Below are 23,548 nucleotides of genomic sequence, written 5' to 3' on the forward strand. Positions count from 1 at the left end.
AAATGTCGCCGCCGTTGGTTGTTCGGCCGCTGGCATGGCACGCTGTGGGCGTGGCCCAGATCTCCTCGGCGATAACCCCCGAGCAGCCCGTGGACCTGTACCCGGGGGACATCAAGTCTGTGCTGCTCACGACCGAGCAGATCCAGGCCCGCATCGTCGAGCTTGGCGATCAGATCGCCAACGACTACCGGGAGCCCGTCACCGAGGCCGGACAGGATCTGCTGCTGATCACCGTGCTCAAGGGCGCCGTGATCTTTGTCACCGACCTGGCTCGCGCGATTGCGGTGCCGACGCAGTTCGAATTCATGGCCGTCAGCTCGTACGGGTCCTCGACCTCATCGTCAGGCGTGGTGCGCATCCTCAAGGACCTGGACCGCGATATCAACGGTCGCGACGTCCTGATCGTCGAAGATGTCGTCGACTCCGGCCTGACGCTGTCCTGGCTGCTGCGCAACCTGAAGACCCGCCATCCCCGCTCGCTGCGGGTGTGCACGCTGCTGCGCAAGCCCGACGCCGTGCGCACCAACGCCGAGATCGCCTATGTGGGCTTCGACATTCCCAACGACTTCGTCGTGGGCTACGGCCTGGACTACGACGAGCGCTACCGCGACCTGTCGTACATCGGCACCCTGGACCCCAGGGTCTACGAGCAGTAGCTAGCGAGTCGCCGCCATCGGCCGCGGACTAATCCAGCTCCCACGCCGCGGTGACCGAGAAGCTCACCGTCTGCTGACCCGGCTCCAGCGGTACCGCGGTCGCCATGGCCTTGGGTGGCACCGGTGGTGCCCCGGCCACCGGTGCGCTCCCGGTGGACTCCGAGATGGACAGCACCTTGCCCAGCCGCAGCCCGGACAGCTGGGCGTACTGGTCGGCGCGGTTCTTGGCGTCGTTGAAGGCCCGCGCCCGCGCATCCTTGAGCAGCTGCGAGTCGTCGGAGATGGAGTAGCTGACCGAACTGATCCGGGTGGCGTCGCCGCCGGTGCTGACGATCAGCGCGAGCATGCGCGATGCGGCATCGGTGGGGTGGATCTTGACCTGGATGGCGTTGGTGGCGCGGTAGCCGGTGATCGTGGTCTCGGGAGTGCCGTATTGCGGCTGCAGCGTCACCTGGGTGGTGCTGATGTCCTTGCGGTCGAGGCCGGCACCCACGAGCGCATTGATGACGGCTTGCTGGCGGTCATTGGTCTGGTTCATCGCCGAGGTGACGTCGGGTGCACTGAATTCGATGCCGACTTCGGCCGTCAACGTGTCCGGGACGCCTTGCACCTGGCCGGATCCCACCACGGTGACCTGACGAGGATTCGCTCCCGGTGGCGCCGCGTTGTGGGAATCACATGCCGACACCGTGGTGATGGCCAAGGCGGCCGTGGCCGCCGCAATCGACCGTCCGACGATACGGGAAGAGTGCTTTTCGATCGCCATGCCTGGCAACCCTAGCCGTTTGGCGGCTCACCGCTGCAGGGGTTGCTCGTGGCCTGGTCATCGCGGTCGCCGTCGTTCAACTCGTGAAATCGAAACAGCTTGTGCAAAAGAAGGTTTGAGATCAATGCCATGGCAACTAGCTGCACGATCACCAGGGCGAGAGGAAGATTCGTCGCGATCGTGGTCCATGTCAACGCGGGCGTGATGGCCGGGGCGACCAGCGCTCCCGCCACCATGCTCAGCAGTTGAATTGTGCCGTACTGGGTACTGTTTTCGTTCATGGGTACTCACGCAGACGGACGGGAAGTGCGGTCAGGCCGCGCATCAGGGTGCTATGTCGGTATTGCAGAATGATGTTGCTGTCCAATGCGATTCGTTCAAAACGGGCAAGAAGCCGGCCGATGGCGATCTCACCTTCGAGGCGGGCCAGCGGTGCGCCGAGACAGTGGTGAATGCCGTGCCCGAACGCCAGGTGCGGGTTGGGCGTCCGGGACACGTCCAGGCCGTCCGGATCGTCGAACTGGCGGCCGTCGTGATTGGCGCCGAGCAGGGCGACCAAGACGAGTTGACCCGCGGGTATCTCGAACTCACCGACCCGGATCGCCTCGGTGGTGAACCGCATGGTGGCCGTGTTGAGCGGACTCTCGAACCGCAGGAACTCTTCGACCGCCGACGGCATCAACAACGGGTCGGCACGTAACGCGGCGAGTTGAGATGGGTTGTGCAGCAACGCAAGAACCCCGTTGCCTATCAAGTTCACCGTCGTTTCGTAGCCGGCCACAATGAGCAGGTACGCCGTCGAGAGCAGCTCGTCGGAGGACAGTTTGTCGTCGACGTCGGACGCATGCACCAATGCGCTGAGCAGATCGTCGGCCGGCAGTGCGCGCTTGTGGGCGATCAGCGCGGTCAGCAGGTCGATCAGCGCATTCTCGGCGGCATTCAATATGGCGGGGTCGCTACTGGTGAGCAATGGTTCAACGTGGGTGCGAAAGCGGTCGCGATCGTCGGATGACACGCCGAGCAGCCGGCCGATGACCCCCAGCGGCAGCTGAACCGCGTATGAGGACATCAGATCCACCACGGCACCGCCGCTCGCGGCAACCGCTACGCGATCGAGCAACTCGTCGGCGATCCCGACGACGTCGCGTCGCATCTTTCGCACGCTGGCGGCGGTGAACTCTTTGGTGAGCAGTTTGCGCAGCCGGGTGTGGTCGGGCGGGTCCTGCAGCAGCATATGGCTGTTGAGCGGCGACCGGTACGGATCATGGTTGTCCGCTGGAAAAAACCCGGTGAGCCCCTGCCAGTTCTTGCTCAGCCGCGGGTCGGCCAACAGCGCGCGCGCCTCGTCGTAACGCGTGACCAGCCAGGCGTACGCCCCACCCCAGATCTCGACGCTATGCGCCGGGGCTTCGGTATTCAGCCGGCGATACAGGGCGTGCGGGTCCTGGATGAAGGCCCGGCCGAGCCGTGGTGGGTTTTCGGCGGGCGCCGATTCCGCGGCGATCTGGAATGCGTTCTGGCTCACCTCACGAATACTGCTGCAGCAAACGGGGGCTATCCAGGACGCGTGACTCCTGGTTGCCCGACTCCCAGCTTCAGCCGACCTCGAGGCGGCCCAGCGCGGCTTCCGAGGAGGAACCCGGGTCGGCCCAGTAGGCCACCAGCACATGTCCGGTTGCCGGCAGCACCATTTGCTGGAAGTTGAGATCCAGCGTTCCGACCCGCGGGTGGTTGATGCTCAGCCCACCGGCGGGTTTGTGCTTGACGTCGTGGCGCTCCCACAGCTGGCGGAACCGGGGGCTGTGCTCGATCAACTCGTCGACCAGTCGAATCAGCGCGGGGTCGGGGCGTTGACCGTATAACGCGCGAATCAAACGGACCGACCACGCGGTCAGCAACTTCCAATTGCGGTAGAAGTCTGGCGAATGCGGATCGAGAAACAGTTCCCGCATGGTGTTGGAGCCCGCCTGTAAGTGCGGCGAGAACGCCGCGGCAAGCCTGTTGGCGAGGACCACGGTCATCCCGGGATCTATCACGCACGCGACGGCCAGCGGCCATCCGTCGAGCAGGGCGCCGAGCGCGGGATGTAGCTCCTGCAGCGGTTCGATGCGGCCATCGGTGGACTGATGGCGCATGAGGTTTCGCATGTACGCGACCGCGTCGTCATCCAGCAGCAGGGCCCGGCCCAGGGAATTGAGCACCTGATCAGACGGATGCTCTTCGCGGCCCTGCTCGAGTCGCAGGTAGTAGTCGGTGCTGATGCCGGCGAGCATCGCTACTTCCTCGCGACGCAGTCCGGCGACTCTGCGGCGTGGACCGGCCGCCAAACCCACGTCGGCGGGCTGCACCAGACTTCGGCGGGCGCGCAGAAACTGCGCAAGGGCGGATTCCTCGGCCACGGTGGTCAACCCGCACAAGATTTGCGCGTCGGCATCGGCTTCGTCCCGTCGCATTTGCGGATTAGCTGCTTTTACCCAGCATAACCGGCAGTTAGCCGTCATCAACTCGGCGGCGCGGGCCTACGACGGGAGCTCGGTCGGGGTGGGCGATTCCCCGTTGAGGTCCTGCAGCCGACCGGCTTTCGTGCGCGAAGCATAACTCCCACTAGGGGCGTCATGAACAAACTCATATAAATCTCCAATCATATTTGTTTGCAGGCTTTTTCATGCGAAAAACAAAAGTCGCAGCAGCTACGACCAGAAATGTGAACAGTTTTCGACTCGGCAATGAATTGGCCAGCCCGGGGCTGTCATTTCTGGGCTCAGCGTGCCTAACGTGTCCAGTCGTCTGATTCGGGAGTCCGCGAGTGGGTACTGGAAGCCTCGGATACCGAGACCCACCGGGCACTGAAACCCGTTGCATCGAAGCCATTTTGAGGAGGAGTTATGTCTTTCGTAAGGGCACAGCCTGAAGTGCTGAATGCGGTTGCCGCCGAGCTGCGCAGCGTGAATGAGGCAGTGCGGGAGGGGAGTTCGGCTGTGGCAATGCCGACGACGGGAGTGGCTCCTGCCGCTTCCGATGTCGTGTCGATATTGACTGCGGCGCAATTTGTTTCGCACGCGCAGCTGTTTCAGGGGATCAGCGCCGAGGCGGCGGCAGTCCGAGAGCAGTTGGCGGCAACGCTCGGCGTCAGCGCCGGTTCGTATGCCGCCACCGAAATCGCCAACGCCACCACGGTCGGTTAGGCGGATACACCGATGCTGGATTTCGCGCAGTTGCCGCCGGAGATCAACTCCACACTGATGTATTCGGGCGCGGGCTCGGGGCCGCTGCTGGCCGCCGCGGCGGCCTGGGACGGGTTGGCCGCCGAGCTGTATGCCGCGGCGGCTGCCTATGGGGCGCTGATCGGAGGCCTCACCGATGGGCCCTGGGAGGGGCCGTCTGCCGCGATCATGCTCGCCGCGGCCATGCCGCAGGTGGCGTGGTTGCGGAGCACGGCCGGGCAGGCGGAACTGGCCGGTACGCAAGCCGCGGCGGCGGCGGGTGCTTTCGAGGCGGCCTTCACCGAAACGGTGCCGCCGCAGGTGGTCGCGGCGAACCGGGTGTTGCTGATGGAGTTGTTGGCGACGAACTTCCTCGGACAGAACACCGCGGCAATCGCGGCCACCGAGACGGAGTACGGCGAGATGTGGGCGCAAGACGCGGTCGCGATGTACGGCTATGCGGGTGCGTCTTCCGCGGCGGCGACGTTGCCGCCGCCCCAACCGGCAGCCCCGGCTGCCAACGCTGACGGGACCGCAGGCCAGGCTGCGGCGGTCGCGCAGGCGGCCGGAGCCAACGCGGGCACCAATGCGCAGACGCTCAACGCGGTGCCCCAAACCTTGTCGGCGCTGGCCGGCAATCCGCAGCAGAATGCCGGGTTCAACTTCGGTGGGATCGGCATGAACTCCGACGGGGATGGGATTCAGCTCAACGGGTTGCTGGGCGATATTTTCGAGGGTCTGACGGGTTCGCAGGTTCTGGATGGCAGCTCGCCATTTGACGCATTCATCAAATTGGTCTCGCCGACAAGGCTTTTCACCACCTCGTTCAGAGACGTTCAGCAGCTGGCGCAGGGCTTCGCACCTCAGGCAGCCAAGGCCGCCACCGAGGGCGCCGCCCACGCGGCCGAGGGTGCAGCGCGGGCCGCCGAGGCGGTGCCACATGCGCTTTCGGGTGCCCTCGGCAATGCCATGGGATCCGTGGGCAAAGCGGGATCCGTTGGCGGCTTGTCGGTTCCGTCGTCTTGGGGGGCTGTCACTCCGGTGTCGAACCCCAGCGCCGTGACGCTCAACGGCCTCGGTGCCGCCGCGGCGGCACAACCCGCGACCAATGCGGTGGGAGGGATGCCACTGATGGGCACCGGGGCGGGGCGCGCGGCCGCGGCCCACTTCGCGCCTCCCCGATACGGTTTCAAACCCATGGTCATCGCTCACCCCCCGGCGGGAGGGTGATGCGATGGCCGGCGCGTTCTCAGAAGGGCGGGTCGTGGGCGGGGGTGTTGGTGCTGGCGGGTCGGGGGCCCAGTCTGCGGGTAGTTCTTCGGGTTCGCGGGGTTCGTTGACCCAGGTGCAGAACGGGCTGGTGGCGGGTGTGCCCTTGAATGCGAACAGTGTGTCGCGCATGTGGTTTCGGAACTTACGCGCAGCGATTTCCTCTTTGCGGGCCTGTTGGCGGCGGTTATGTATGCGCGCCTGACTGATTCGGGCATGTCGTTGCGTGGCCCGGTCACGTCGCACCGCGGTGGGTGCGGCGCACGCCGGGCCGCGCGGCTGCGGGAAAAGATCCGCGCCCGCCGGGTGGGTGCGGTAGGTGCGCCCGGTGGGCGAGGTCCAGATGACGGTGCCGTCGGCCAGGTGAGCATCGCGCCATGCACCGAAGGTTTTGAGTCGGTGATGTTGGCGGCACAGGCATTTGAGATTCTCCGCCACTGTCAGCCCGCCCGCCGCCGGATCCTGGTGGTTGAACGCGACGGTGTGGTCGAGATCGCACACGACCGCCGGGCGGCTACATCCCGGGAAGCGACAGGTCAGATCCCGGCAACGAACGAAGCGTTCCAGCGCCGCGGAGGGTTGATAGCGCAGCGCCTCGGCCGCGCTGGTGACCGGATCAGCGACGAGAAGTGAGGCGGTAGAAGCCAGTTCGCGGACCTGTTCGGCGTCGATGACCCCGTACCCCTCGAGGTAGCCCGGCGCATCGCTATCGGCATAAACCGTCTGTTGGCCGGCGACCACGTTGATCACCACCCGCCCCCCACGCGACTCCGGTTCGCCGGCACCGGCGGTGGCGGGGCAGTCCGACTGTCCGCACCGGCATGCCAGGCCGCGTGCCTGGGTCAGCGCGGCCACGGCATCGGCGCGGCGCTGCTCGGTCGTGCGCGGGTCGGCGGCACACACCTGCCCGGCAAGCTGGGAGAGCCGGCGATCAAAGGCCGTCGCGGCCGCGGCCCCGACGGTGCCATCGATGTCGGCCATCCCGTTGTCCAGCGTGCTGATCGCGATGTAGCGATCATTCTCGGCGGACTCGCGTCGCTGCCGGGCGGCATCGGGATCAACGCCGCGCACCGCGGCATCGACGGCATTGACGATCCGTTGTCGCGACCAGCTGTGCCAGTTGCCGATGCGCGCGGCCAGTGATCGGTCGACCTCGGCCATCAACTCGTCATCGGTGATCAAGTCGGTACGGCGGATGATCAACCGGACGGTGCGCCAATCGGTACGGCCCGCGGCCGGTAGCGCCGCAACCTCAGGCAGCCGGGTATCGAGCGCCTCGGCATCCGACACCAGATAGCCGGCCGCCATCGGGGACAGGTTCATCGCGGCGGCCACCTCGGCCGCGGTCCGCTCGAACCCGTCGATCACCGCATAACCCCGCTGGTCCTCGGCGACCTGCCCGGCCGCGGCCACTCGATGCCGCAGCAACGCCGCCACCGCCGCCAGCCGTCGCGCCACCAGCGCCGACTCCCGCCGATGCGCAGACTCGATCCCCATCACCAGGTCGCTGGGGTTAACGCATTCGAACATAGGTGAGCGGTCCGACAATTCTCCAGCAAAACGAACTTGGCCGATATCCCCAGCCAAGGCAGTGACTGTGCAAATCTTCATCCATGGATTGAGACCCGCCAGGAAGGAGACGAGATCATGACAAAAACGCGAGCTATCGCTGCGGCCGCTGTGCTCGCCGGCTCAGCGGTCGGCGCAGCTGGCACGGCGTGGGCCGACCAAACGATGAGCGGCAGCTATAAAGCGGCTTGGAAGAGTTACTCACACACCTGGACAGTCACTTCGTGCGGTGACGGATGCGCGAATGTCGCTTGGGATACCGGGGGGAACAGCCGGGCGACGCTGTCCAACGGAACGTGGACCATCGATGATCCGGCCAGCCCCGGCGCAGTCCAATGCGCGGACGGTAGTTCGGGTGTCGCGGCTCCGCACTATTCATGGGATGCGGTTACGTTGCGCGGCGAAATGTGGAACAGCGTGCCCGCGGGTACCTGCGGGCTTTCGTCGAGCTCGGATACGAATTCTGATCCGTTCACCCTGACGAAGCTCAGTTGACCCTTTCGGGTGCGGCCCGCCCCCCTACGGCGTAACGAGTCGCCTACGGCGTAACGAGAATCTTGCAGTGCCGCTCGGGGTCGGCGAGGTCGTCGAAGGCCGTGCCGACCCCGTCCAGTCCCACCTCCGCCGTGATCATCGGGCTGACATCGATCTCGCCCTCGGCCAGCGAGCGCAGCGATTCGGCGAATTCCTCGGGAGTTTGCGCGAGCACGAATTGCACGTTGATCTCTTTGGCAATACCGAAGAACGGGTGCATGGCATCCGGTTGCATGCACACCCCGGCCACCACCAGCCGGGTCCCGTGCCGCGCCCGCCGAAAGATGTCGTCGATGATCCCGGGCACCCCGACCGCTTCGAACACCACCTTGGCCTTGACGGAGTCGAACGGTGAACCCTGCGCCGGATCCAGCACCTGATGCGCTCCCATCGCGGCGGCGAGCTCGCGCCGCTTCGGTGAAAAATCGGCAGCCACAATGCTTTCCACGCCGCGAACCCGCAGCGCCGCGATGATCGCGATGCCGATCGGGCCACAGCCGATCACCAGCGCCGTTTCGCCGCGCTCGATATTCGATTTGTTGACGGCATGCAGCCCCACCGACATGGGTTCGGTCAGGGCGGCATGCCGGGGATCCAGCCCGTTGGGAATGGGCATCAACATCAGGGCGGAAAGTAGCATCCGCTCGGCGTAGCCGCCGAGTGTGCTGTTGCTGTAGACGATCGGATCGAATCCCTTGGCGGACAGCAGGATCGGCAGTGAGGTCACCATGGTTCCGGCCGGGTGGGTTTCGGTATCGGGCCCGGCCTCGAGGATCTCGGCGCTGAATTCGTGACCCATGAAAATGTCGCGGCTCAGGTCGACCGCGAGGCCACCGGCCCCCGCGCCGGCCTGCTCGGTCATCGCCAGCACCTGTGACCCGTGCGCGGCGAAATGCAGGTCCGACCCACAGATTCCACACGACCGCACGGCGACCAGCACCTGACCGGGGCCGGGCACCGGCTCGGGCAGATCGTCCCGCAACACCATCCGGCCGTCGCGCAGCACCGAGGCGCGCATCAGTTCGTCGCGCCTTCGTGCTCGCCGACGTGCTCGGTGATGGCTTTGACGACGGCCTCGCCGGCGCGGCCGATCAATTGGTCGCGATGGTCTTTGGCCCAGTCGTGCGAGGCCCGCGATGCCGCGAGCTGTCCCTTGAAGTGTGGAATCACCTTGCGGGCCATCAGGTCATAGGAGTGGTAGGTCGCTTCGGGAGAGGCCCAGTCATGACCGAGCATCAGCAGTGTCCCGAAGCCGCCCGACCGATCCAGCAGGTCCTTGATGTGTGCAATCGCATCGTCGGGCGTGCCGATGCAGCAATTCCCTTTGGCCGCATAGTCTTCGACGAACTCGTAGGGCGTCTGCGTGCCCTCGACGGTGTTGGCCAGCGGGACGAATCCGGCCGCGCCGAAGTAGTTGGCGAAATCCTGCAGCCCATAGGTACAGTCGTTGATCGCCTGCTCGCGGCTGTCGGCGATGTGCATGATGGACAGCACCCGCCAGTCGGCCCGATTCGGCTCGTCCCGCCCGACTTTGGCGGCCTGCTCGCGCACCACGTCCCAGGTCGTCTCCAGCGCGGCGAAGCCGCCGGGCACCGACATCGACAGTGACAGCAGTGACGTGCCCAGCGCGCCCGCCAACCGCGGCCCGGACGGCGAAATCATTGCCGCCGTGGAGATTTCCGGATAGGGCCAGGTGTACGGCCGGATGTGCAGCTGCGCATCGCGCAACGTGAACCAGTCGGTGTGACGGTCGATGCGCTCGGTGGGCCCGGCGCGGAACAGCGCCAGGATCGCTTCGAGCGACTCCTGCATCATGTGCCGCTGATCGACCGGGTCGATGCCCATCATGTAGGCGTCCGACGGCAGCGCACCGGGGCCGGTGCCGAACATCACCCGGCCGCGGGTCAGGTGGTCGAGCAGCACCCATCGGTCGGCCACCATCAACGGATGGTGGTAGGGCAGCGAGACCACGCCGGTGCCCAGCCGGATGTGTTTGGTTCGTTCCGCCGCGGCCGCGATGAATACCTCCGGGCAGGCGATCAACTCATAGCCACCGGAGTGGTGTTCACCGAACCAGGCTTCGTCGAACCCCAGCCGATCCAGCGCGACGACGCGCTCCATGTCGTATTCCAGTGCGACCGTGGGGGATTGGCCGATCGGGTGAAATGGTGTGATGAAGACGCCGAAACGAAGCGGTGCGTTCACCGCAGCTCCAATCCGTTGAGAAATTCCAGCAATGCGGTGTTGACCTCGTCGGGCCGTTCTTGTTGCAGCCAGTGTCCGGCGCCCTCGAGCATCACCTGACGGTACGGCCCGGAGACGACCTCGCCGGCGCGGTCGGCGCGGGTGAAGGCGAGAACGGGATCGGCCGTGCCACCGATGAACAAGCACGGCACCGAGATCTTCGCGTCGGCGAGTTCGGGGGTGATCTCCCAGTTGCGGTCGAAATTGCGATACCAGTTCAGGCCGCCGGTGAATCCGGTGCGGGAGAATTCGGTGATGTAGTGGTCGAGCTCGTCCTGGCTTATCCAGTCCGGCAGCGCGTCGGGTTCGGGGAGGCGATCGATGAAACCTTCGGGGCCGGGTGCCGCCATCCGCATCCCCGCGGCCTGGTCACCGTCGGTTCGCAGACCGCCCAGCAAGCGGCGGATCGCGCGGGCGGGATCGCTGTTGAGTTCGGCGTCGGCGACGCCGGGCTCCTGGAAATACAGGATGTAGAAGAAGTTTTCACCAAATATGTTGCGCCAGGCCTGCGTCGGCGCGGTCTGCGATCGGGGCGTCGGCGGCACGCTGAGGGCGGCGACGGCCGCGACTCGGTCCGGATGCAGCAGCGGCGCGTGCCATACCACCGGGGCGCCCCAGTCGTGGCCGATCCAGACGGCTCGCTCGGCGCCGACGTCGTCGAGCAAGCCGACGATGTCGGCGGTCAGCTGACGGATGTTGTAGGCGTCGATCGCCTCGGGACGCGAGGATCCGCCGTACCCGCGCTGGTCGGGAGCCAGTACGTGATAGCCGGCCGCGGCGAGCACTGGAATTTGGTGGCGCCACGAGTAGGCCAATTCGGGAAAGCCGTGGGCCAAGACCACCACCGGCGCGCCGCGGTCGCCGGCTTCGACGACGCGCAGGCGCACCCCGTTGGTCTCTACTAACCGTTCGGTTGAGCTGGGCACCATCTCACCAAATCACAACACCTCTAGCCTGAGAAGGGTGTCTGGTAGATATCGCGCGGACACCAGAAGCGAAAGAAATGGAGGGTCAGGGATGAGGCGCCTAGACCATGTCGTGCTGTGGACGAAGGATCCTCGAGTCGCGATGGACTTCTACTCGCGAGTGGTGGGGCTTACTCCGCTTCGCTATGGCGAGTTTGAGGCGGGCGAAGCGCCGTTTCCGAGTGTGCGTGTATCTGAGGACTCGATTATCGACCTGATGCCCGTGACGCTGGCCGCCGGTGGCGCGGCATCGGCCACAGTGGCCGAAAACAGTGCCGGCCATCCCGTCAATCACGTGTGCTTTGCCCTCGAGAAGTCCGAGTACGAGGAACTGGATCAGCGTTTGCAGGCCGAAGGTATCGACACCAGCGTGCGGTTGCACAACAGCTACGGAGCCCAGGGATCAGCACCGCAAACGTATTACTTCTCCGATCCGGACGGCAATGTCCTCGAGGCCCGCTACTACGACTAGCGCGCGCGATCACGGCTGCGCGGTGTCATGCCAGTGTGGGTTCTCCCAACCCGAGGCGTCCCCGAACTCAATTTGCGGTGCTCTAGGTCCTATCGGGAACCGCCGCTCGTTGTCTGTGCAGGATGCTGGCGACCCGCTGCGCCCCGGCTCTGCCGGAGCTGGCGATCGCCAGTAGCGGTAGCCTGAACTTTTCCAGCTGCGTGTATCGGGGAAGGACCTGGCCGAAATGGCCGATGCTTGATGAACCGGAAAAACGTGATTCGCATAGTCACGGCGATCGCTGTAGTGGTGCTGCTCGGCTGGTCGTTCTTCTATTTCAGCGATGACACCCGCGGATACAAGCCCGTCGACACCTCGGTGGCGATGTCCCAGATCAGCGGCGACAACGTCAAGAGCGCGCAGATCGACGATCGTGAGCAGCAACTGCGGTTGACCCTGAAGAAGGGCAACAACGACACCGACAACTCCGACAAGGTCATCACCAAATACCCCAACGGCTATCAGGTCGACCTGTTCAACGCGCTGAACGCGAAGAACGCCAAGGTCGCCACCGTCGTCAACGAAGGCAGCATCCTGGGCGAGCTGCTGGTTTACGTGCTGCCCCTGCTGTTGCTGGTCGGGCTGTTCGTGATGTTCTCGCGCATGCAGGGCGGCGCCCGGATGGGCTTCGGCTTCGGCAAATCGCGCGCCAAGCAGCTCTCCAAGGACATGCCGAAGACCACGTTCGCCGACGTCGCCGGCGTCGACGAGGCGGTCGAGGAGCTCTACGAGATCAAGGACTTCCTGCAGAACCCGGCGCGGTATCAAGCGCTGGGCGCCAAGATCCCCAAGGGCGTGCTGCTCTATGGGCCGCCGGGAACCGGCAAGACGTTGCTGGCCCGCGCCGTGGCCGGTGAGGCCGGGGTGCCGTTCTTCACCATCTCGGGCTCCGATTTCGTCGAGATGTTCGTCGGTGTCGGTGCCTCCCGGGTGCGCGACCTTTTTGAGCAGGCAAAACAAAACAGCCCGTGCATCATTTTCGTCGACGAGATCGACGCGGTGGGCCGCCAGCGCGGCGCCGGCCTGGGTGGTGGCCACGACGAGCGCGAGCAGACGCTGAACCAGCTGCTGGTCGAGATGGACGGCTTCGGCGACCGCGCGGGCGTCATTCTCATCGCCGCGACCAACCGGCCCGACATTCTGGACCCGGCGCTGCTGCGCCCGGGGCGCTTCGACCGGCAGATCCCGGTGTCCAACCCCGACCTGGCGGGCCGGCGGGCGGTGCTGGCCGTGCACTCCAAGGGCAAGCCGATCGCCCCGGACGCCGACCTCGACGGCTTGGCCAAGCGCACCGTCGGCATGACCGGCGCCGACCTGGCCAACGTCATCAACGAGGCCGCGCTGCTGACCGCGCGGGAAAACGGCACCGTCATCACCGGGCCCGCCCTCGAAGAGGCGGTGGACCGCGTGATCGGCGGACCGCGCCGCAAGGGCCGGATCATCAGCGAGCACGAGAAGAAGATCACCGCCTATCACGAAGGCGGGCACACCCTGGCCGCCTGGGCGATGCCCGACATCGACCCCGTCTACAAGGTGACGATCCTGGCCCGCGGCCGCACCGGCGGGCATGCCGTCGCGGTGCCCGAGGAGGACAAGGGCCTGCGCACCCGCTCGGAGATGGTCGCGCAGCTGGTGTTCGCGATGGGTGGGCGGGCCGCTGAGGAACTGGTCTTTCGCGAGCCGACGACCGGCGCGGTGTCCGACATCGAGCAGGCCACCAAGACCGCACGCGCGATGGTCACCGAATTCGGCATGAGCTCGAAGCTGGGCGCCGTCAAATACGGCTCCGAGCACGGCGACCCGTTCCTGGGCCGGACGATGGGCAACCAGGCGGATTATTCCCACGAGGTCGCCCGCGACATCGACGACGAAATCCGCAAGCTCATCGAGGCCGCGCACACCGAGGCCTGGGAAATCCTGACCGAATACCGCGATGTGCTCGACACGTTGGCCGGCGAGCTGCTGGAGAAAGAAACCCTGCACCGGCCCGAGCTGGAGAAGATCTTCGCCGACGTCGAAAAGCGCCCCCGGCTCACGGTGTTCGACGATTTCGGCGGCCGCATCCCGTCGGACAAGCCGCCGATCAAGACGCCCGGCGAGCTGGCGATCGAGCGCGGCGAGCCGTGGCCGCAGCCGGTCCCCGAGCCGGCTTTCAAAGCCGCGATCGCGGCGGCCAGCCAGGCCGCCGAGGCCGCGCGCGCGGAGGCCGACAGAAGAGCCCACGGCCCCAACGGTTCTCACGGCGGTCAGGCGGCCGGCGATCGCGAGGGTTCGCCGAACCGTCCCACCCAGCCGGACTACGGCGCTCCGGCGGGCTGGTATGCGCCCGGATGGCCGCCGCCACCGCAGCAGCAACCCCAAGGGCACTGGTATCCGCCTCCGCCACAGCCGTATTGGCCCCAGCCGGCCCCGAGTTATCCGGGCCAGCCGAGTCGGGGCCCGGGGCAGGGCCAGGCTCAGCCGTCCTACCCGCCGTATCCGCCGTACCCCCCGCCTGCGCAGCCCAGTTCGGATCCGGGAAAATCGCCTGACCAACCGGATGAAGACGTAAGCCGGCCCAACCCGCCGGCCCGGGGCTGACGAACGGAGAATTCGATGGTGCTGCCGGATACCCGCACCGCGTCCAACGGCGCACGGGCGTTCGATCAGGCACGCGCGGAGGCGGCCGTTCGCGAGCTGCTGTACGCGATCGGCGAAGACCCGGAGCGAGAGGGTTTGCGGGACACTCCCGCCCGCGTCGCTCGCGCATACCGGGAAATATTCTCCGGCCTCTACACCGACCCCTCCGATGTGCTCAACACCATGTTCGACGAAGAGCACGACGAGTTGGTGATCGTCAAGGAAATTCCCTTGTACTCCACGTGTGAGCATCACCTGGTGTCGTTCCACGGCGTGGCCCACGTCGGCTACATCCCCGGTAAGGACGGCCGGGTGACCGGGTTGTCGAAAATCGCGCGGCTGGTTGACCTCTACGCCAAGCGGCCGCAGGTTCAAGAGCGGCTCACCAGTCAGATCGCCGACGCGCTGGTGAACCGGCTCGACCCCCGCGGGGTGATCGTCGTGGTCGAGGCCGAGCATTTGTGCATGGCGATGCGCGGTGTGCGTAAGCCCGGCGCGATCACCACGACCTCGGCGGTGCGCGGGCAATTCAAAACCGATGCTGCATCACGAGCCGAAGCGCTCGACCTCATTCTGCGTAAGTGAGTTCGCCGCCTGTGCAGGTTGTCGGGGTTGTGAACGTCACTGACGACTCATTCTCGGACGGTGGGCGCTACCTCAGTGTTGACAACGCCGTCGCGCACGGCCTGGCCCTGGCCGCCGATGGCGCGGCAATCGTCGACGTCGGCGGGGAGTCGACCCGGCCCGGTGCCACCCGGATCGACCCCCGGGTCGAGAGCTCCCGAGTCGTCCCCGTTGTCAAAGAACTTGCGGCGCAAGGTGTTACCGTCAGCATCGACACCATGCACGCGGACGTCGCGCGCGCGGCGCTGCAGAGCGGCGCGCGGATCGTCAACGACGTGTCCGGTGGACGGGCCGATCCCGCGATGGCGCCGCTGGTGGCCGAAGCCGGAGTGCGGTGGGTGTTGATGCATTGGCGGTCGGTGTCGTCCGACCGTCCGCACGAGGCCCCGCACTACCGCGACGTAGTGGCCGAGGTGCGTTCGGAATTGCTGGCCAGCGTCGACGACGCGGTGCATGCCGGTGTCGATCCGGCGAAGCTGGTCATCGACCCCGGGTTGGGATTCGCCAAGACGGGACAACACAATTGGGCGTTGCTGCATTCCTTGCCCGAGTTGGTGGCCACCGGGGTGCCGGTGCTCCTGGGTGCCTCGCGTAAACGGTTCCTCGGTACGCTGTTGGCCGGATCGGATGGGTCGCCGCGACCGCCCGACGGGCGCGAGACAGCGACCGCGGTGATTTCCGCGCTGGCCGCCCTCTACGGGGCCTGGGGCGTGCGAGTGCACGATGTGCGGGCCTCGGTCGACGCCCTCAAGGTCGTGGGCGCGTGGACCCAGACGGAGCGGACTGAAAACGATGGCTGATCGAATCGAGTTGCGCGGCTTGACAGTTCAAGGCCGACACGGAGTCTACGAATTCGAGCGGATCAATGGGCAGGAGTTCGTCGTCGACATCGTGGCGTGGATCGATCTGGTCGACGCCGCCGCCAGCGACGATTTGGCCGACACCCACGACTACGTTGCCCTGGCCGAGCGGGCCGCCGCCATCGTCGCGGGCCCCGCACGGAATCTGATCGAGACGGTGGGGGCCGAGATCGCCGATTTCGTGATGGACGACGAACGCGTGCATGCCGTCGAGGTCACGGTGCACAAGCCGCATGCCCCGATCGAGCAGCAGTTCGCCGACGTGGCGGTGGTGATCCGGCGGTCGCGGCGCGGCGGTCGCGGTTCGGTGATTCCCGCGGGCGGAGTGTGATGACGCGCGTCGTGCTGTCCATCGGCTCCAACATCGGGGACCGGCTGGCCCGGTTGCAGTCGGTCGTCGACGGGCTCGGTGACGCGCTGCTCGCGGTCTCACCCGTGTACGAGACGGCCCCGTGGGGCGGCCTGGAGCAGGGGCCGTTCCTCAATGCGGTGCTGATTGCCGACGACCCGGCCCTCGACGGGCAGGGCTGGCTGCGCCGGGCACAGGAGTTCGAGCAGGCCGCGGGCCGGATTCGTGGCGAGCGCTGGGGCCCGCGCACCCTGGACGTGGACCTGATCGCCTGTCACTCGGCTGACGGAGAAGTGCTCAGCCTCGAAAACAACCTGACCCTGCCGCACCCGCTGGCCCATCTGCGGGCCTTCGTCATGATCCCGTGGCTGGACATCGACCCGGATGCCCAGCTGACGGTGGCCGGGGGGCCGCGGCCCGTCGCCCGCCTGGTGACCGAGCTGGAGCCGGCCGACCGGGCAAGTGTGCGGCGGTCCGGTCTGATGCTCGAGCGGGAATCGAAGAGCTGATGGGGCCGACCCGGAAACGTGACCTCACGGCCGCGGTGGTGGGTGCCGCGTTTCTGGGATATCTGCTGATCAAGGTGCTGTTCCGGTGGTTTCCGCCGATCACGGTGTGGACCGGTATGTCGCTGCTCGCGGTCGCCATCGCCGAGGCGCTGTGGGCGCGCTACGTCCGGGCCAAGATCAATGACGGGGAAATCGGTGACGGACCTGGCTGGCTGCATCCGCTCGCGGTGGCCCGCAGCGTGATGGTCGCCAAGGCCTCGGCCTGGGTGGGCGCCCTGGTCCTGGGTTGGTGGATCGGGATCCTGGTGTTTTTCCTGCCGCGCCGATCCTGGCTGCGGGTCGCCGCGGAGGACACCACCGGAACGGTGGTGGCCGCCGTCAGCGCGCTGGCGCTGTTGGTCGCGGCGCTGTGGTTGCAGGCTTGTTGCAAGTCCCCGCCGGACCAGACCGATCACGCCGACGGAGCCGAGGGGGCGGAAAGCTAGCGCGCCCGGCGAGGTTGCGGACCACAACTGCGGGCCCGCCAGAACCACGGGCCGATTAACGGCGATCAATCGCCGAATTAACCCAGGTGAGAATCGCCGGAGGCGCGCGACACGCTCAGTGACGTCGCACAGGTATTGTCAGGCCATGACCGTTCTGTCCCGCGGCGCCCGGGTACGGCGCGGCGGCCGCAGGCCGGGGTGGGTGCTCTTGACGGCGTTGCTGGTCCTCGCAATAGGGGCCAGTTCCGCACTGGTTTTCACCAATCGCGTGGAACTTCTCAAGCTCGCTGTGATCCTGGCGCTGTGGGCCGCAGTCGCCGGTGCCTTCGTGTCGGTGCTGTATCGCCGGCAAAGCGACGCCGACCAGTCGCGGGTGCGCGACCTGAAATTGGTCTACGACTTGCAGCTGGATCGGGAGATTTCGGCGCGTCGTGAGTATGAACTGACCGTCGAATCCCAGTTGCGCCGCGAGCTGGCCTCCGAGATCCGCGCCCAGGCAGCCGACGATCTGGCCGCGCTGCGTGCGGAGGTGGTCGCGCTGCGGACCAGCCTGGAAATCTTGTTCGACACCGATCTCGAGCAGCGGCCCGCGCTGGAGACCCTGGAGACCGACACGCCGCACGCCCGCGCCTACAGCGACTGGGACCGCAACGGCGAAGGCTCCGGGGCCGACTGGGTGACCAGCGACCGCGTCACGTCGGTGCGCGAGGGTGCCTCGGTCAGCTCGTCCGAACCCCGCACCGACGAGTCCGCGATCATCGATGTGCCCGAAGAACCGCTGCTCCCGCCACGCCCGCGACGGTTCCAATACGAGGGCCAGCAGGAGGCCGCCTACCCGCCGCCCCAGCAGGTCCAATATCCCGAGGCCCCGCCATATGTGCCCCCGCCGATGCCGGCTCCGGCCGAGGCCGACCAGCGATTCGAGCCCCAGCACTGGCAGCCGGTGCCACCGCCGCGGCCGGACTGGCAGCCGGTCAACGCCGACGGGCTGTGGCTGCCCCCGGGCGCGCAAGGCAGCAGCTGGACCGGCGGCGATGCGCCTGCGGCCCAGGTTGCCCCGTCGTCGGGCGGGCGCCGGCGCCGGCACGCCGATCCCGAGGAGCAGTTCGACGGCCCGCCCGCGGAGAACGAACCGCCGCAACCCGGCGAATCCGGCCGGCGGGCGCGCTCGCGGCACTCCGCGGAGTACCGGGACTACAGCGTCCGCAACTTCATCTCGCCGAACGAGCCCGGCGCGCCGCCTGCCGCCGCGACCGCGCCGCCCCCCCACCCCGGGCAGGCACCGCAAGACGCGGAGCCACCGCCACCACGACTGTCTCCCGCCCCACACCTGGAGCCGGCTCCCCGCCACCTCGGTCCGGATGAGGGCTTGGACGGCGGCGAAGGCCCGCAAACCGGCGGTCAGTCGGTTGCCGACCTGCTGGCACGGCTGCAGGTGCAGCCGTCCGGCGGTGGCCGGCGTCGCCGCCGGGAAGGCTGAGCTGGGAGCTTCCTCACATTGGGACTGAGTCGCCGATCGATTACAGTCTTAGTGACCGTCCGGTACCCACGAGGTGGGACTGGAACGAACGAATCAACGATGCGAGGTCGTCTGCGATGGAGCAGTTCGACGGTTTGCGCCCGGCCAGGCTCAAGGTAGGGATCATTTCGGCTGGCCGGGTGGGTACCGCCCTGGGTGTCGCGCTGGAGCGCGCTGAGCACGTCGTGGTGGCGTGCAGCGCCATCTCTCATGCGTCGCGCCAGCGGGCCGCCCATCGGCTACCCGACACCACGGTGGCCTCGCCGCCCGACGTCGCCGCGGCCGCCGAGCTGCTGCTGTTGGCGGTCCCCGACAGCGAACTCACCGGCCTGGTCTCCGGGCTGGCCGCGACCTCGGCGGTGCGGCCCGGCACGATCGTCGTGCACACATCGGGCGCCAACGGCGTCGGCATTCTGGGGCCGCTGACGCAGCACGGCTGCATCCCGCTGGCGATTCACCCGGCGATGACGTTCACCGGCTCCGACGAGGACATCAGCCGGCTGCCGGACACCTGCTTCGGCATCACCGCGGCCGACGACGTCGGCCACGCGATCGGGCAGTCGCTGGTCCTGGAGATGGGCGGTGAGCCGTTCTGCGTGCGCGAGGACGACCGCGTCCTCTACCACGCCGCCCTGGCCCACGCGGGCAACCACATCGTCGCGGTGCTCGCCGACGCGCTCGACGCGTTACGGGCCGCGCTGCGGGGCAGCGAACTGCTCGGGCAACAGACCATCGACGAGCAGCCCGGCGGGCTTGCCGAGCGCATCATCGGGCCGCTGGCCCGGGCGGCGCTGGAGAACACACTGCAGCGCGGGCAGGCCGCGCTGACCGGTCCGGTTGCCCGCGGCGATGCCGCCGCGGTCGCCGCGCATCTGGACGCGCTGACGCGGGTCGACCCGGAACTGGCCCAGGCCTACCGGGTCAATGCGCTGCGGACCGCGCAGCGCGCGCATGCCCCGGACGATGTCGTCGAGGTGCTTGCGCGATGAACGCGAAGACGGCTCGCAAGTTCAACGCGGGCGAACTCAACGTGTATTCGGCGCCGCGTGAAGTCAGCGAGGTCACCCGGGCGCTGCGGCACACCGGCCGCCGGGTGATGTTGGTGCCGACGATGGGCGCGCTGCATCAGGGCCACCTCTCCCTGGTGCGTGCGGCCAAGCGGGTACCCGGCTCGGTGGTCGCGGTTTCGATCTTCGTGAATCCCTTGCAATTCGGCGCCGGAGAAGACCTCGACGCCTACCCGCGCACCCTCGACGACGACCTGGCGCTGCTGCGCGGTGAAGGTGTGGACATCGTGTTCGCCCCGACCGCCTCGGCGATGTATCCCGACGGCATGCGCACCACCGTGCAGCCCGGTCCACTGGCGGCCGAACTCGAAGGGGCCGCGCGCCCAACGCATTTCGGTGGAATGTTGACCGTCGTGTGCAAGCTGCTGCAGATAGTGCGGCCCGACCGCGTCTACTTCGGCGAAAAGGACTACCAGCAACTGGTGCTGGTCCGCCAGATGGCTGCCGACTTGAATCTCGAGGTGCAGGTGGTCGGTGTGCCGACGGTGCGGGAAGGCGACGGGCTGGCGATGTCGTCGCGCAACCGCTACCTGGATCCGGTCCAGCGCGAATTGGCGGCCACGCTGTCGGCGGCGCTGCTGGCCGGCGCACATGCGGCCGGGGCGGGCGAACGCGCCGCGCTGGCTGCGGCGCGCGCGGTGCTCGCGGCGGCGCCGGACATCGACGTCGACTACCTGGAGCTGCGCGACGCAAACCTCGGCCCACCGCAGGTCGGCCGGCCCGGCCGGCTGCTCATCGCCGCCCGGCTGGGCAGCACCAGACTGCTGGACAACATTGCCATCGACGTCGAAGCTACGCCGGCACCTGTCGGGCCGGACAATCATGAATCACCTTGGAGGAAATGATGTTTCGGACGATGCTCAAATCGAAGATCCACCGCGCCACCGTCATGCAGGCTGATTTGCACTACGTCGGCTCGGTGACGATCGACGCCGACCTGATGGATGCGGCCGACCTGCTGGAGGGCGAGCAGGTGACCATCGTGGACATCGATAACGGCGCCCGGCTGGTCACCTACGCGATCACCGGCGAACGTGGCACCGGTATCATCGGAATCAACGGTGCCGCAGCACATCTCGTGCACCCTGGCGACCTGGTGATCCTGATCGCCTACGGGACGATGGAGGACGCCGAGGCGCGCGCCTATCAGCCGCGCATCGTCTTCGTCGACGCCGACAACAAGCAGATCGACCTGGGCAGCGATCCGGCATTCGTGCCCGACGATGCGGCCGAGTTGCTGAACCCCCGGATGGGCGCGCGATAGCCGTGCTGCTGGCGATCGACGTCCGCAACACGCACACCGTCGTCGGGCTGCTGTCCGGCGCCAAAGACCAAGCAAAAGTGGTGCAGCAGTGGCGGATCCGCACCGAGTCCGAGGTCACCGCGGACGAACTGGCGCTGACCATCGACGGCCTGATCGGCGACGACTCCGAGCGACTGACCGGGGCCGCGGCGCTGTCCACCGTCCCGTCGGTGCTGCACGAGGTGCGGGTCATGCTCGACCAGTACTGGCCGTCGGTGCCGCACGTGCTGATCGAGCCCGGCGTGCGGACCGGGATCCCGCTGCTGGTCGACAATCCGAAGGAAGTCGGCGCCGACCGGATCGTCAACTGCCTGGCCGCCTTCAACAAATTCGGTAAGGCCTGCATCGTCGTCGACTTCGGATCGTCGATTTGCGTGGACGTGGTGTCGGCCAAGGGTGAGTTCCTCGGCGGCGCCATCGCGCCCGGGATACAGGTCTCCTCGGATGCCGCCGCGGCCCGCTCGGCCGCGCTGCGTCGAGTCGAGCTGTCCCGGCCCCGGTCGGTGGTCGGCAAGAACACCGTCGAATGCATGCAGGCGGGCGCGGTGTTCGGCTTCGCCGGATTGGTCGACGGCCTGGTGGGCCGCATCCGCGAGGACGTCGACGGCTTCTCCGGCGACGACGTGATGGTCGTTGCGACCGGCTACACCGCCCCGTTGCTGCTGTCCGAGCTGCACACCGTCGCCCATTACGACCAGCACCTGACGCTGCAGGGGCTGCGGCTGGTCTTCGAACGCAACCGCGACGCGCAGCGCGGCCGGCTCAAGACCGCGCGCTGACTTTCCTGCCGGCGCTTCTCGCCGGCCTTTCTTGCCGGCGTTGAGCGTGAATCCTCGGCGTCGAGTGTGAGACCACCGCGCCCGCCCACGGCGTGTCGCCGTCCCTGGCGCACACTCGAAGCCAGCAGCGCACACTCGACGCCTGCGGCGGACCCGCCGCGAAGTCCTTTAAGCTGGCACGTCGTGAGTGCCCCCGATCAAGACCTCCCCGAGCAGTTCCGGATTCGCCGGGACAAGCGTGCTCGGCTGTTGGACGAGGGGCATGACCCCTACCCGGTGGCCATTGAACGCACCCACACGCTGGCGCAGGTCCGCGACGCCCACCCCGACCTGGAGGTCGACACCGCGACCGACGACATCGTCGGGGTGGCGGGACGGGTCATATTCGCGCGCAATTCCGGCAAATTGTGTTTTGCCACGCTGCAAGACGGTGACGGCACCACGCTGCAGGTAATGATCAGCCTCGACAAGGTCGGCCAGGATTCGCTGGACGCGTGGAAAGCCGACGTCGACCTCGGCGACATCGTCTATGTGCACGGCAACGTGATCAGCTCACGACGCGGCGAATTGTCCGTCCTTGCCGGCTCCTGGCGCATCGCATCCAAATCGCTGCGGCCGCTGCCCGTCGCGCACAAGGAGATGAGCGAAGAATCACGGGTGCGGCAGCGTTATGTCGACCTGATCGTCCGCCCCCAAGCGCGCGAGGTGGCGAGGCAGCGAATCGCCGTTGTCCGCGCCATACGCAACGCGCTGGAACGGCGCGGGTTTCTCGAAGTCGAAACGCCAATCTTGCAGACGTTGGCCGGCGGCGCGGCGGCTCGGCCGTTCATCACACATTCCAATGCACTTGACATCGATCTCTACCTGAGGATCGCACCGGAACTGTTCCTCAAGCGATGCATCGTCGGTGGATTCGACAAGGTCTTCGAGCTAAATCGGGTGTTCAGAAACGAAGGTTCTGATTCGACACATTCTCCGGAATTCTCGATGTTGGAGACCTACCAGACCTACGGAACCTATGACGATTCGGCAGTCGTCACACGAGAGCTTATTCAAGAGGTGGCCGACGAGGCGATCGGTACCAGACAACTGTCGTTGCCAGATGGCAGTGTCTACGACATAGACGGAGAATGGGCGTCGATACAAATGTATCCGTCGTTGTCCGCTGCGCTCGGTGAAGAGATCACGCCGCAGACCACGGTCGAACGGCTGCGCGCCATCGCGGACACCCTCGGCGTCGAGATACCCGACGACCGCGGCTACGGGCATGGAAAGCTGGTCGAGGAACTGTGGGAGCACGCGGTGGGTAACACTTTGACCGCGCCCACGTTTGTCAAGGATTTCCCTGTCGAGACAACACCTTTGACACGCCAGCATCGCAGCATCCCGGGTGTGACCGAGAAGTGGGATCTCTATGTGCGCGGAGTTGAGCTGGCCACCGGGTACTCGGAATTAAACGATCCGGTCGTCCAGCGCGAACGATTTGCCGAACAAGCGCGCGCCGCGGCGGCCGGCGACGACGAGGCCATGCTGCTTGATGAAGACTTTCTCACCGCACTCGAGTATGGGATGCCGCCAACCACCGGAACGGGAATGGGTATCGACCGGTTGTTGATGACTTTGACCGGCCTGTCAATTAGAGAGACAGTTTTGTTCCCGATTGTTCGACCGCACTCCAGCTGAAAGCCGAACACTCCGCGTTGCTCAGATTGAGTAT

General features: G+C 66.7%; 23 protein-coding genes and 1 pseudogene. 16 read left to right on the top strand and 8 right to left on the bottom strand.

Annotated elements, in window-relative coordinates; translation table 11 throughout:
- Positions 1–2 precede the first annotated feature (2 nt).
- Positions 3–656, top strand: a complete 654-nt coding sequence (hpt, locus tag G6N55_RS19805; RefSeq protein ID WP_139826917.1) for a hypoxanthine phosphoribosyltransferase — start codon at positions 3–5, stop codon at positions 654–656.
- 28 nt (positions 657–684) lie between these two features.
- On the opposite strand, the gene G6N55_RS19810 is transcribed toward hpt, so the two are convergent.
- The 4 genes from G6N55_RS19810 to G6N55_RS19825 form a co-directional block, all read right to left on the bottom strand.
- Positions 685–1,422 carry an SIMPL domain-containing protein gene (locus tag G6N55_RS19810; RefSeq protein ID WP_085223204.1) on the bottom strand — a complete coding sequence of 246 codons (738 nt, stop codon included), beginning with the start codon at positions 1,420–1,422 and terminating at the stop codon, positions 685–687.
- Positions 1,423–1,433: 11 nt separating this feature from the next.
- Positions 1,434–1,703: a hypothetical protein gene (locus tag G6N55_RS19815; protein WP_085223206.1), complete on the bottom strand. Its 270-nt coding sequence runs from the start codon at positions 1,701–1,703 to the stop codon at positions 1,434–1,436.
- Positions 1,700–2,947 (bottom strand): cytochrome P450 family protein, encoded by a 1,248-nt coding sequence (locus G6N55_RS19820; protein ID WP_232078795.1) that lies wholly within the window; start codon positions 2,945–2,947, stop codon positions 1,700–1,702. The genes G6N55_RS19815 and G6N55_RS19820 overlap by 4 nt, the downstream gene beginning before the upstream one ends.
- 70 nt (positions 2,948–3,017) lie before the next feature.
- The gene (locus G6N55_RS19825; protein ID WP_085223210.1) at positions 3,018–3,875 is read right to left on the bottom strand and encodes a helix-turn-helix transcriptional regulator; all 858 of its coding nucleotides are present in this window, start codon (positions 3,873–3,875) and stop codon (positions 3,018–3,020) included.
- Between the two features lie 432 nt (positions 3,876–4,307).
- Between G6N55_RS19825 and G6N55_RS19830 the strand changes: the two genes are divergently transcribed.
- Together G6N55_RS19830 and G6N55_RS19835 are read left to right on the top strand one after the other, a co-directional pair.
- Positions 4,308–4,607 carry a PE family protein gene (locus tag G6N55_RS19830; RefSeq protein WP_085223212.1) on the top strand — a complete coding sequence of 100 codons (300 nt, stop codon included), beginning with the start codon at positions 4,308–4,310 and terminating at the stop codon, positions 4,605–4,607.
- 12 nt (positions 4,608–4,619) lie between these two features.
- Positions 4,620–5,855, top strand: coding sequence for a PPE family protein (locus G6N55_RS19835; protein WP_085223215.1), 1,236 nt, complete (start codon positions 4,620–4,622; stop codon positions 5,853–5,855).
- 19 nt (positions 5,856–5,874) lie between these two features.
- Here G6N55_RS19835 and G6N55_RS19840 read toward each other — a convergent pair.
- From G6N55_RS19840 to G6N55_RS19855, 4 genes and pseudogenes are all read right to left on the bottom strand, one after another.
- Positions 5,875–7,424 (bottom strand): annotated as a pseudogene (locus G6N55_RS19840) (HNH endonuclease signature motif containing protein).
- A gap of 577 nt (positions 7,425–8,001) precedes the next feature.
- Positions 8,002–9,015, bottom strand: coding sequence for a zinc-binding dehydrogenase (locus tag G6N55_RS19845; RefSeq protein ID WP_085223240.1), 1,014 nt, complete (start codon positions 9,013–9,015; stop codon positions 8,002–8,004).
- Positions 9,015–10,202: an LLM class flavin-dependent oxidoreductase gene (locus G6N55_RS19850; RefSeq protein ID WP_085223242.1), complete on the bottom strand. Its 1,188-nt coding sequence runs from the start codon at positions 10,200–10,202 to the stop codon at positions 9,015–9,017. Before G6N55_RS19850 ends, G6N55_RS19845 begins: the two co-directional genes overlap by 1 nt.
- Entirely contained in the window at positions 10,199–11,167 is a 969-nt protein-coding gene (locus G6N55_RS19855) for an alpha/beta fold hydrolase (protein WP_139826924.1), read from the bottom strand. Before G6N55_RS19855 ends, G6N55_RS19850 begins: the two co-directional genes overlap by 4 nt.
- A 91-nt stretch (positions 11,168–11,258) precedes the next feature.
- Here G6N55_RS19855 and G6N55_RS19860 point away from each other — a divergent pair, with 91 nt between their 5' ends.
- The 13 genes from G6N55_RS19860 (at position 11,259) to lysS (ending at position 23,514) form a co-directional block, all read left to right on the top strand.
- Entirely contained in the window at positions 11,259–11,678 is a 420-nt protein-coding gene (locus tag G6N55_RS19860) for a VOC family protein (RefSeq protein WP_085223244.1), read from the top strand.
- A gap of 240 nt (positions 11,679–11,918) precedes the next feature.
- Complete coding sequence (gene ftsH / locus G6N55_RS19865) at positions 11,919–14,297, top strand: ATP-dependent zinc metalloprotease FtsH (protein WP_085223248.1); 2,379 nt, start codon at positions 11,919–11,921, stop codon at positions 14,295–14,297.
- 15 nt (positions 14,298–14,312) lie between these two features.
- A complete protein-coding gene (gene folE / locus G6N55_RS19870) occupies positions 14,313–14,921 on the top strand; it encodes a GTP cyclohydrolase I FolE (RefSeq protein WP_085223249.1) in 609 nt (202 codons plus the stop codon).
- A complete protein-coding gene (gene folP, locus G6N55_RS19875) occupies positions 14,918–15,760 on the top strand; it encodes a dihydropteroate synthase (protein ID WP_085223251.1) in 843 nt (280 codons plus the stop codon). Before folE ends, folP begins: the two co-directional genes overlap by 4 nt.
- Positions 15,753–16,151, top strand: a complete 399-nt coding sequence (gene folB / locus G6N55_RS19880) for a dihydroneopterin aldolase (RefSeq protein WP_085223253.1) — start codon at positions 15,753–15,755, stop codon at positions 16,149–16,151. The genes folP and folB overlap by 8 nt, the downstream gene beginning before the upstream one ends.
- Positions 16,151–16,678 (top strand): 2-amino-4-hydroxy-6-hydroxymethyldihydropteridine diphosphokinase, encoded by a 528-nt coding sequence (gene folK / locus G6N55_RS19885; protein ID WP_085223255.1) that lies wholly within the window; start codon positions 16,151–16,153, stop codon positions 16,676–16,678. Before folB ends, folK begins: the two co-directional genes overlap by 1 nt.
- Entirely contained in the window at positions 16,678–17,163 is a 486-nt protein-coding gene (locus G6N55_RS19890; protein ID WP_085223256.1) for a DUF3180 domain-containing protein, read from the top strand. The genes folK and G6N55_RS19890 overlap by 1 nt, the downstream gene beginning before the upstream one ends.
- Positions 17,164–17,308: 145 nt before the next feature.
- Positions 17,309–18,643 carry a DUF6779 domain-containing protein gene (locus tag G6N55_RS19895; protein WP_085223258.1) on the top strand — a complete coding sequence of 445 codons (1,335 nt, stop codon included), beginning with the start codon at positions 17,309–17,311 and terminating at the stop codon, positions 18,641–18,643.
- A gap of 116 nt (positions 18,644–18,759) precedes the next feature.
- On the top strand, positions 18,760–19,671 hold the full coding sequence (locus G6N55_RS19900; protein WP_085223259.1) for a Rossmann-like and DUF2520 domain-containing protein: 912 nt from the start codon (positions 18,760–18,762) through the stop codon (positions 19,669–19,671).
- On the top strand, positions 19,668–20,594 hold the full coding sequence (gene panC, locus G6N55_RS19905) for a pantoate--beta-alanine ligase (RefSeq protein ID WP_085223261.1): 927 nt from the start codon (positions 19,668–19,670) through the stop codon (positions 20,592–20,594). Before G6N55_RS19900 ends, panC begins: the two co-directional genes overlap by 4 nt.
- Entirely contained in the window at positions 20,594–21,013 is a 420-nt protein-coding gene (panD, locus tag G6N55_RS19910; RefSeq protein ID WP_085223263.1) for an aspartate 1-decarboxylase, read from the top strand. The genes panC and panD overlap by 1 nt, the downstream gene beginning before the upstream one ends.
- 2 nt (positions 21,014–21,015) lie before the next feature.
- Positions 21,016–21,831: a type III pantothenate kinase gene (locus G6N55_RS19915; protein ID WP_085223265.1), complete on the top strand. Its 816-nt coding sequence runs from the start codon at positions 21,016–21,018 to the stop codon at positions 21,829–21,831.
- A 183-nt stretch (positions 21,832–22,014) separates the two neighbouring features.
- On the top strand, positions 22,015–23,514 hold the full coding sequence (lysS, locus tag G6N55_RS19920) for a lysine--tRNA ligase (protein ID WP_085223267.1): 1,500 nt from the start codon (positions 22,015–22,017) through the stop codon (positions 23,512–23,514).
- Positions 23,515–23,548: the final 34 nt, after the last annotated feature.

The sequence above is a fragment of the Mycobacterium florentinum genome, assembly GCF_010730355.1.
In the GTDB taxonomy this organism is placed as follows: Bacteria; Actinomycetota; Actinomycetes; order Mycobacteriales; family Mycobacteriaceae; genus Mycobacterium; species Mycobacterium florentinum.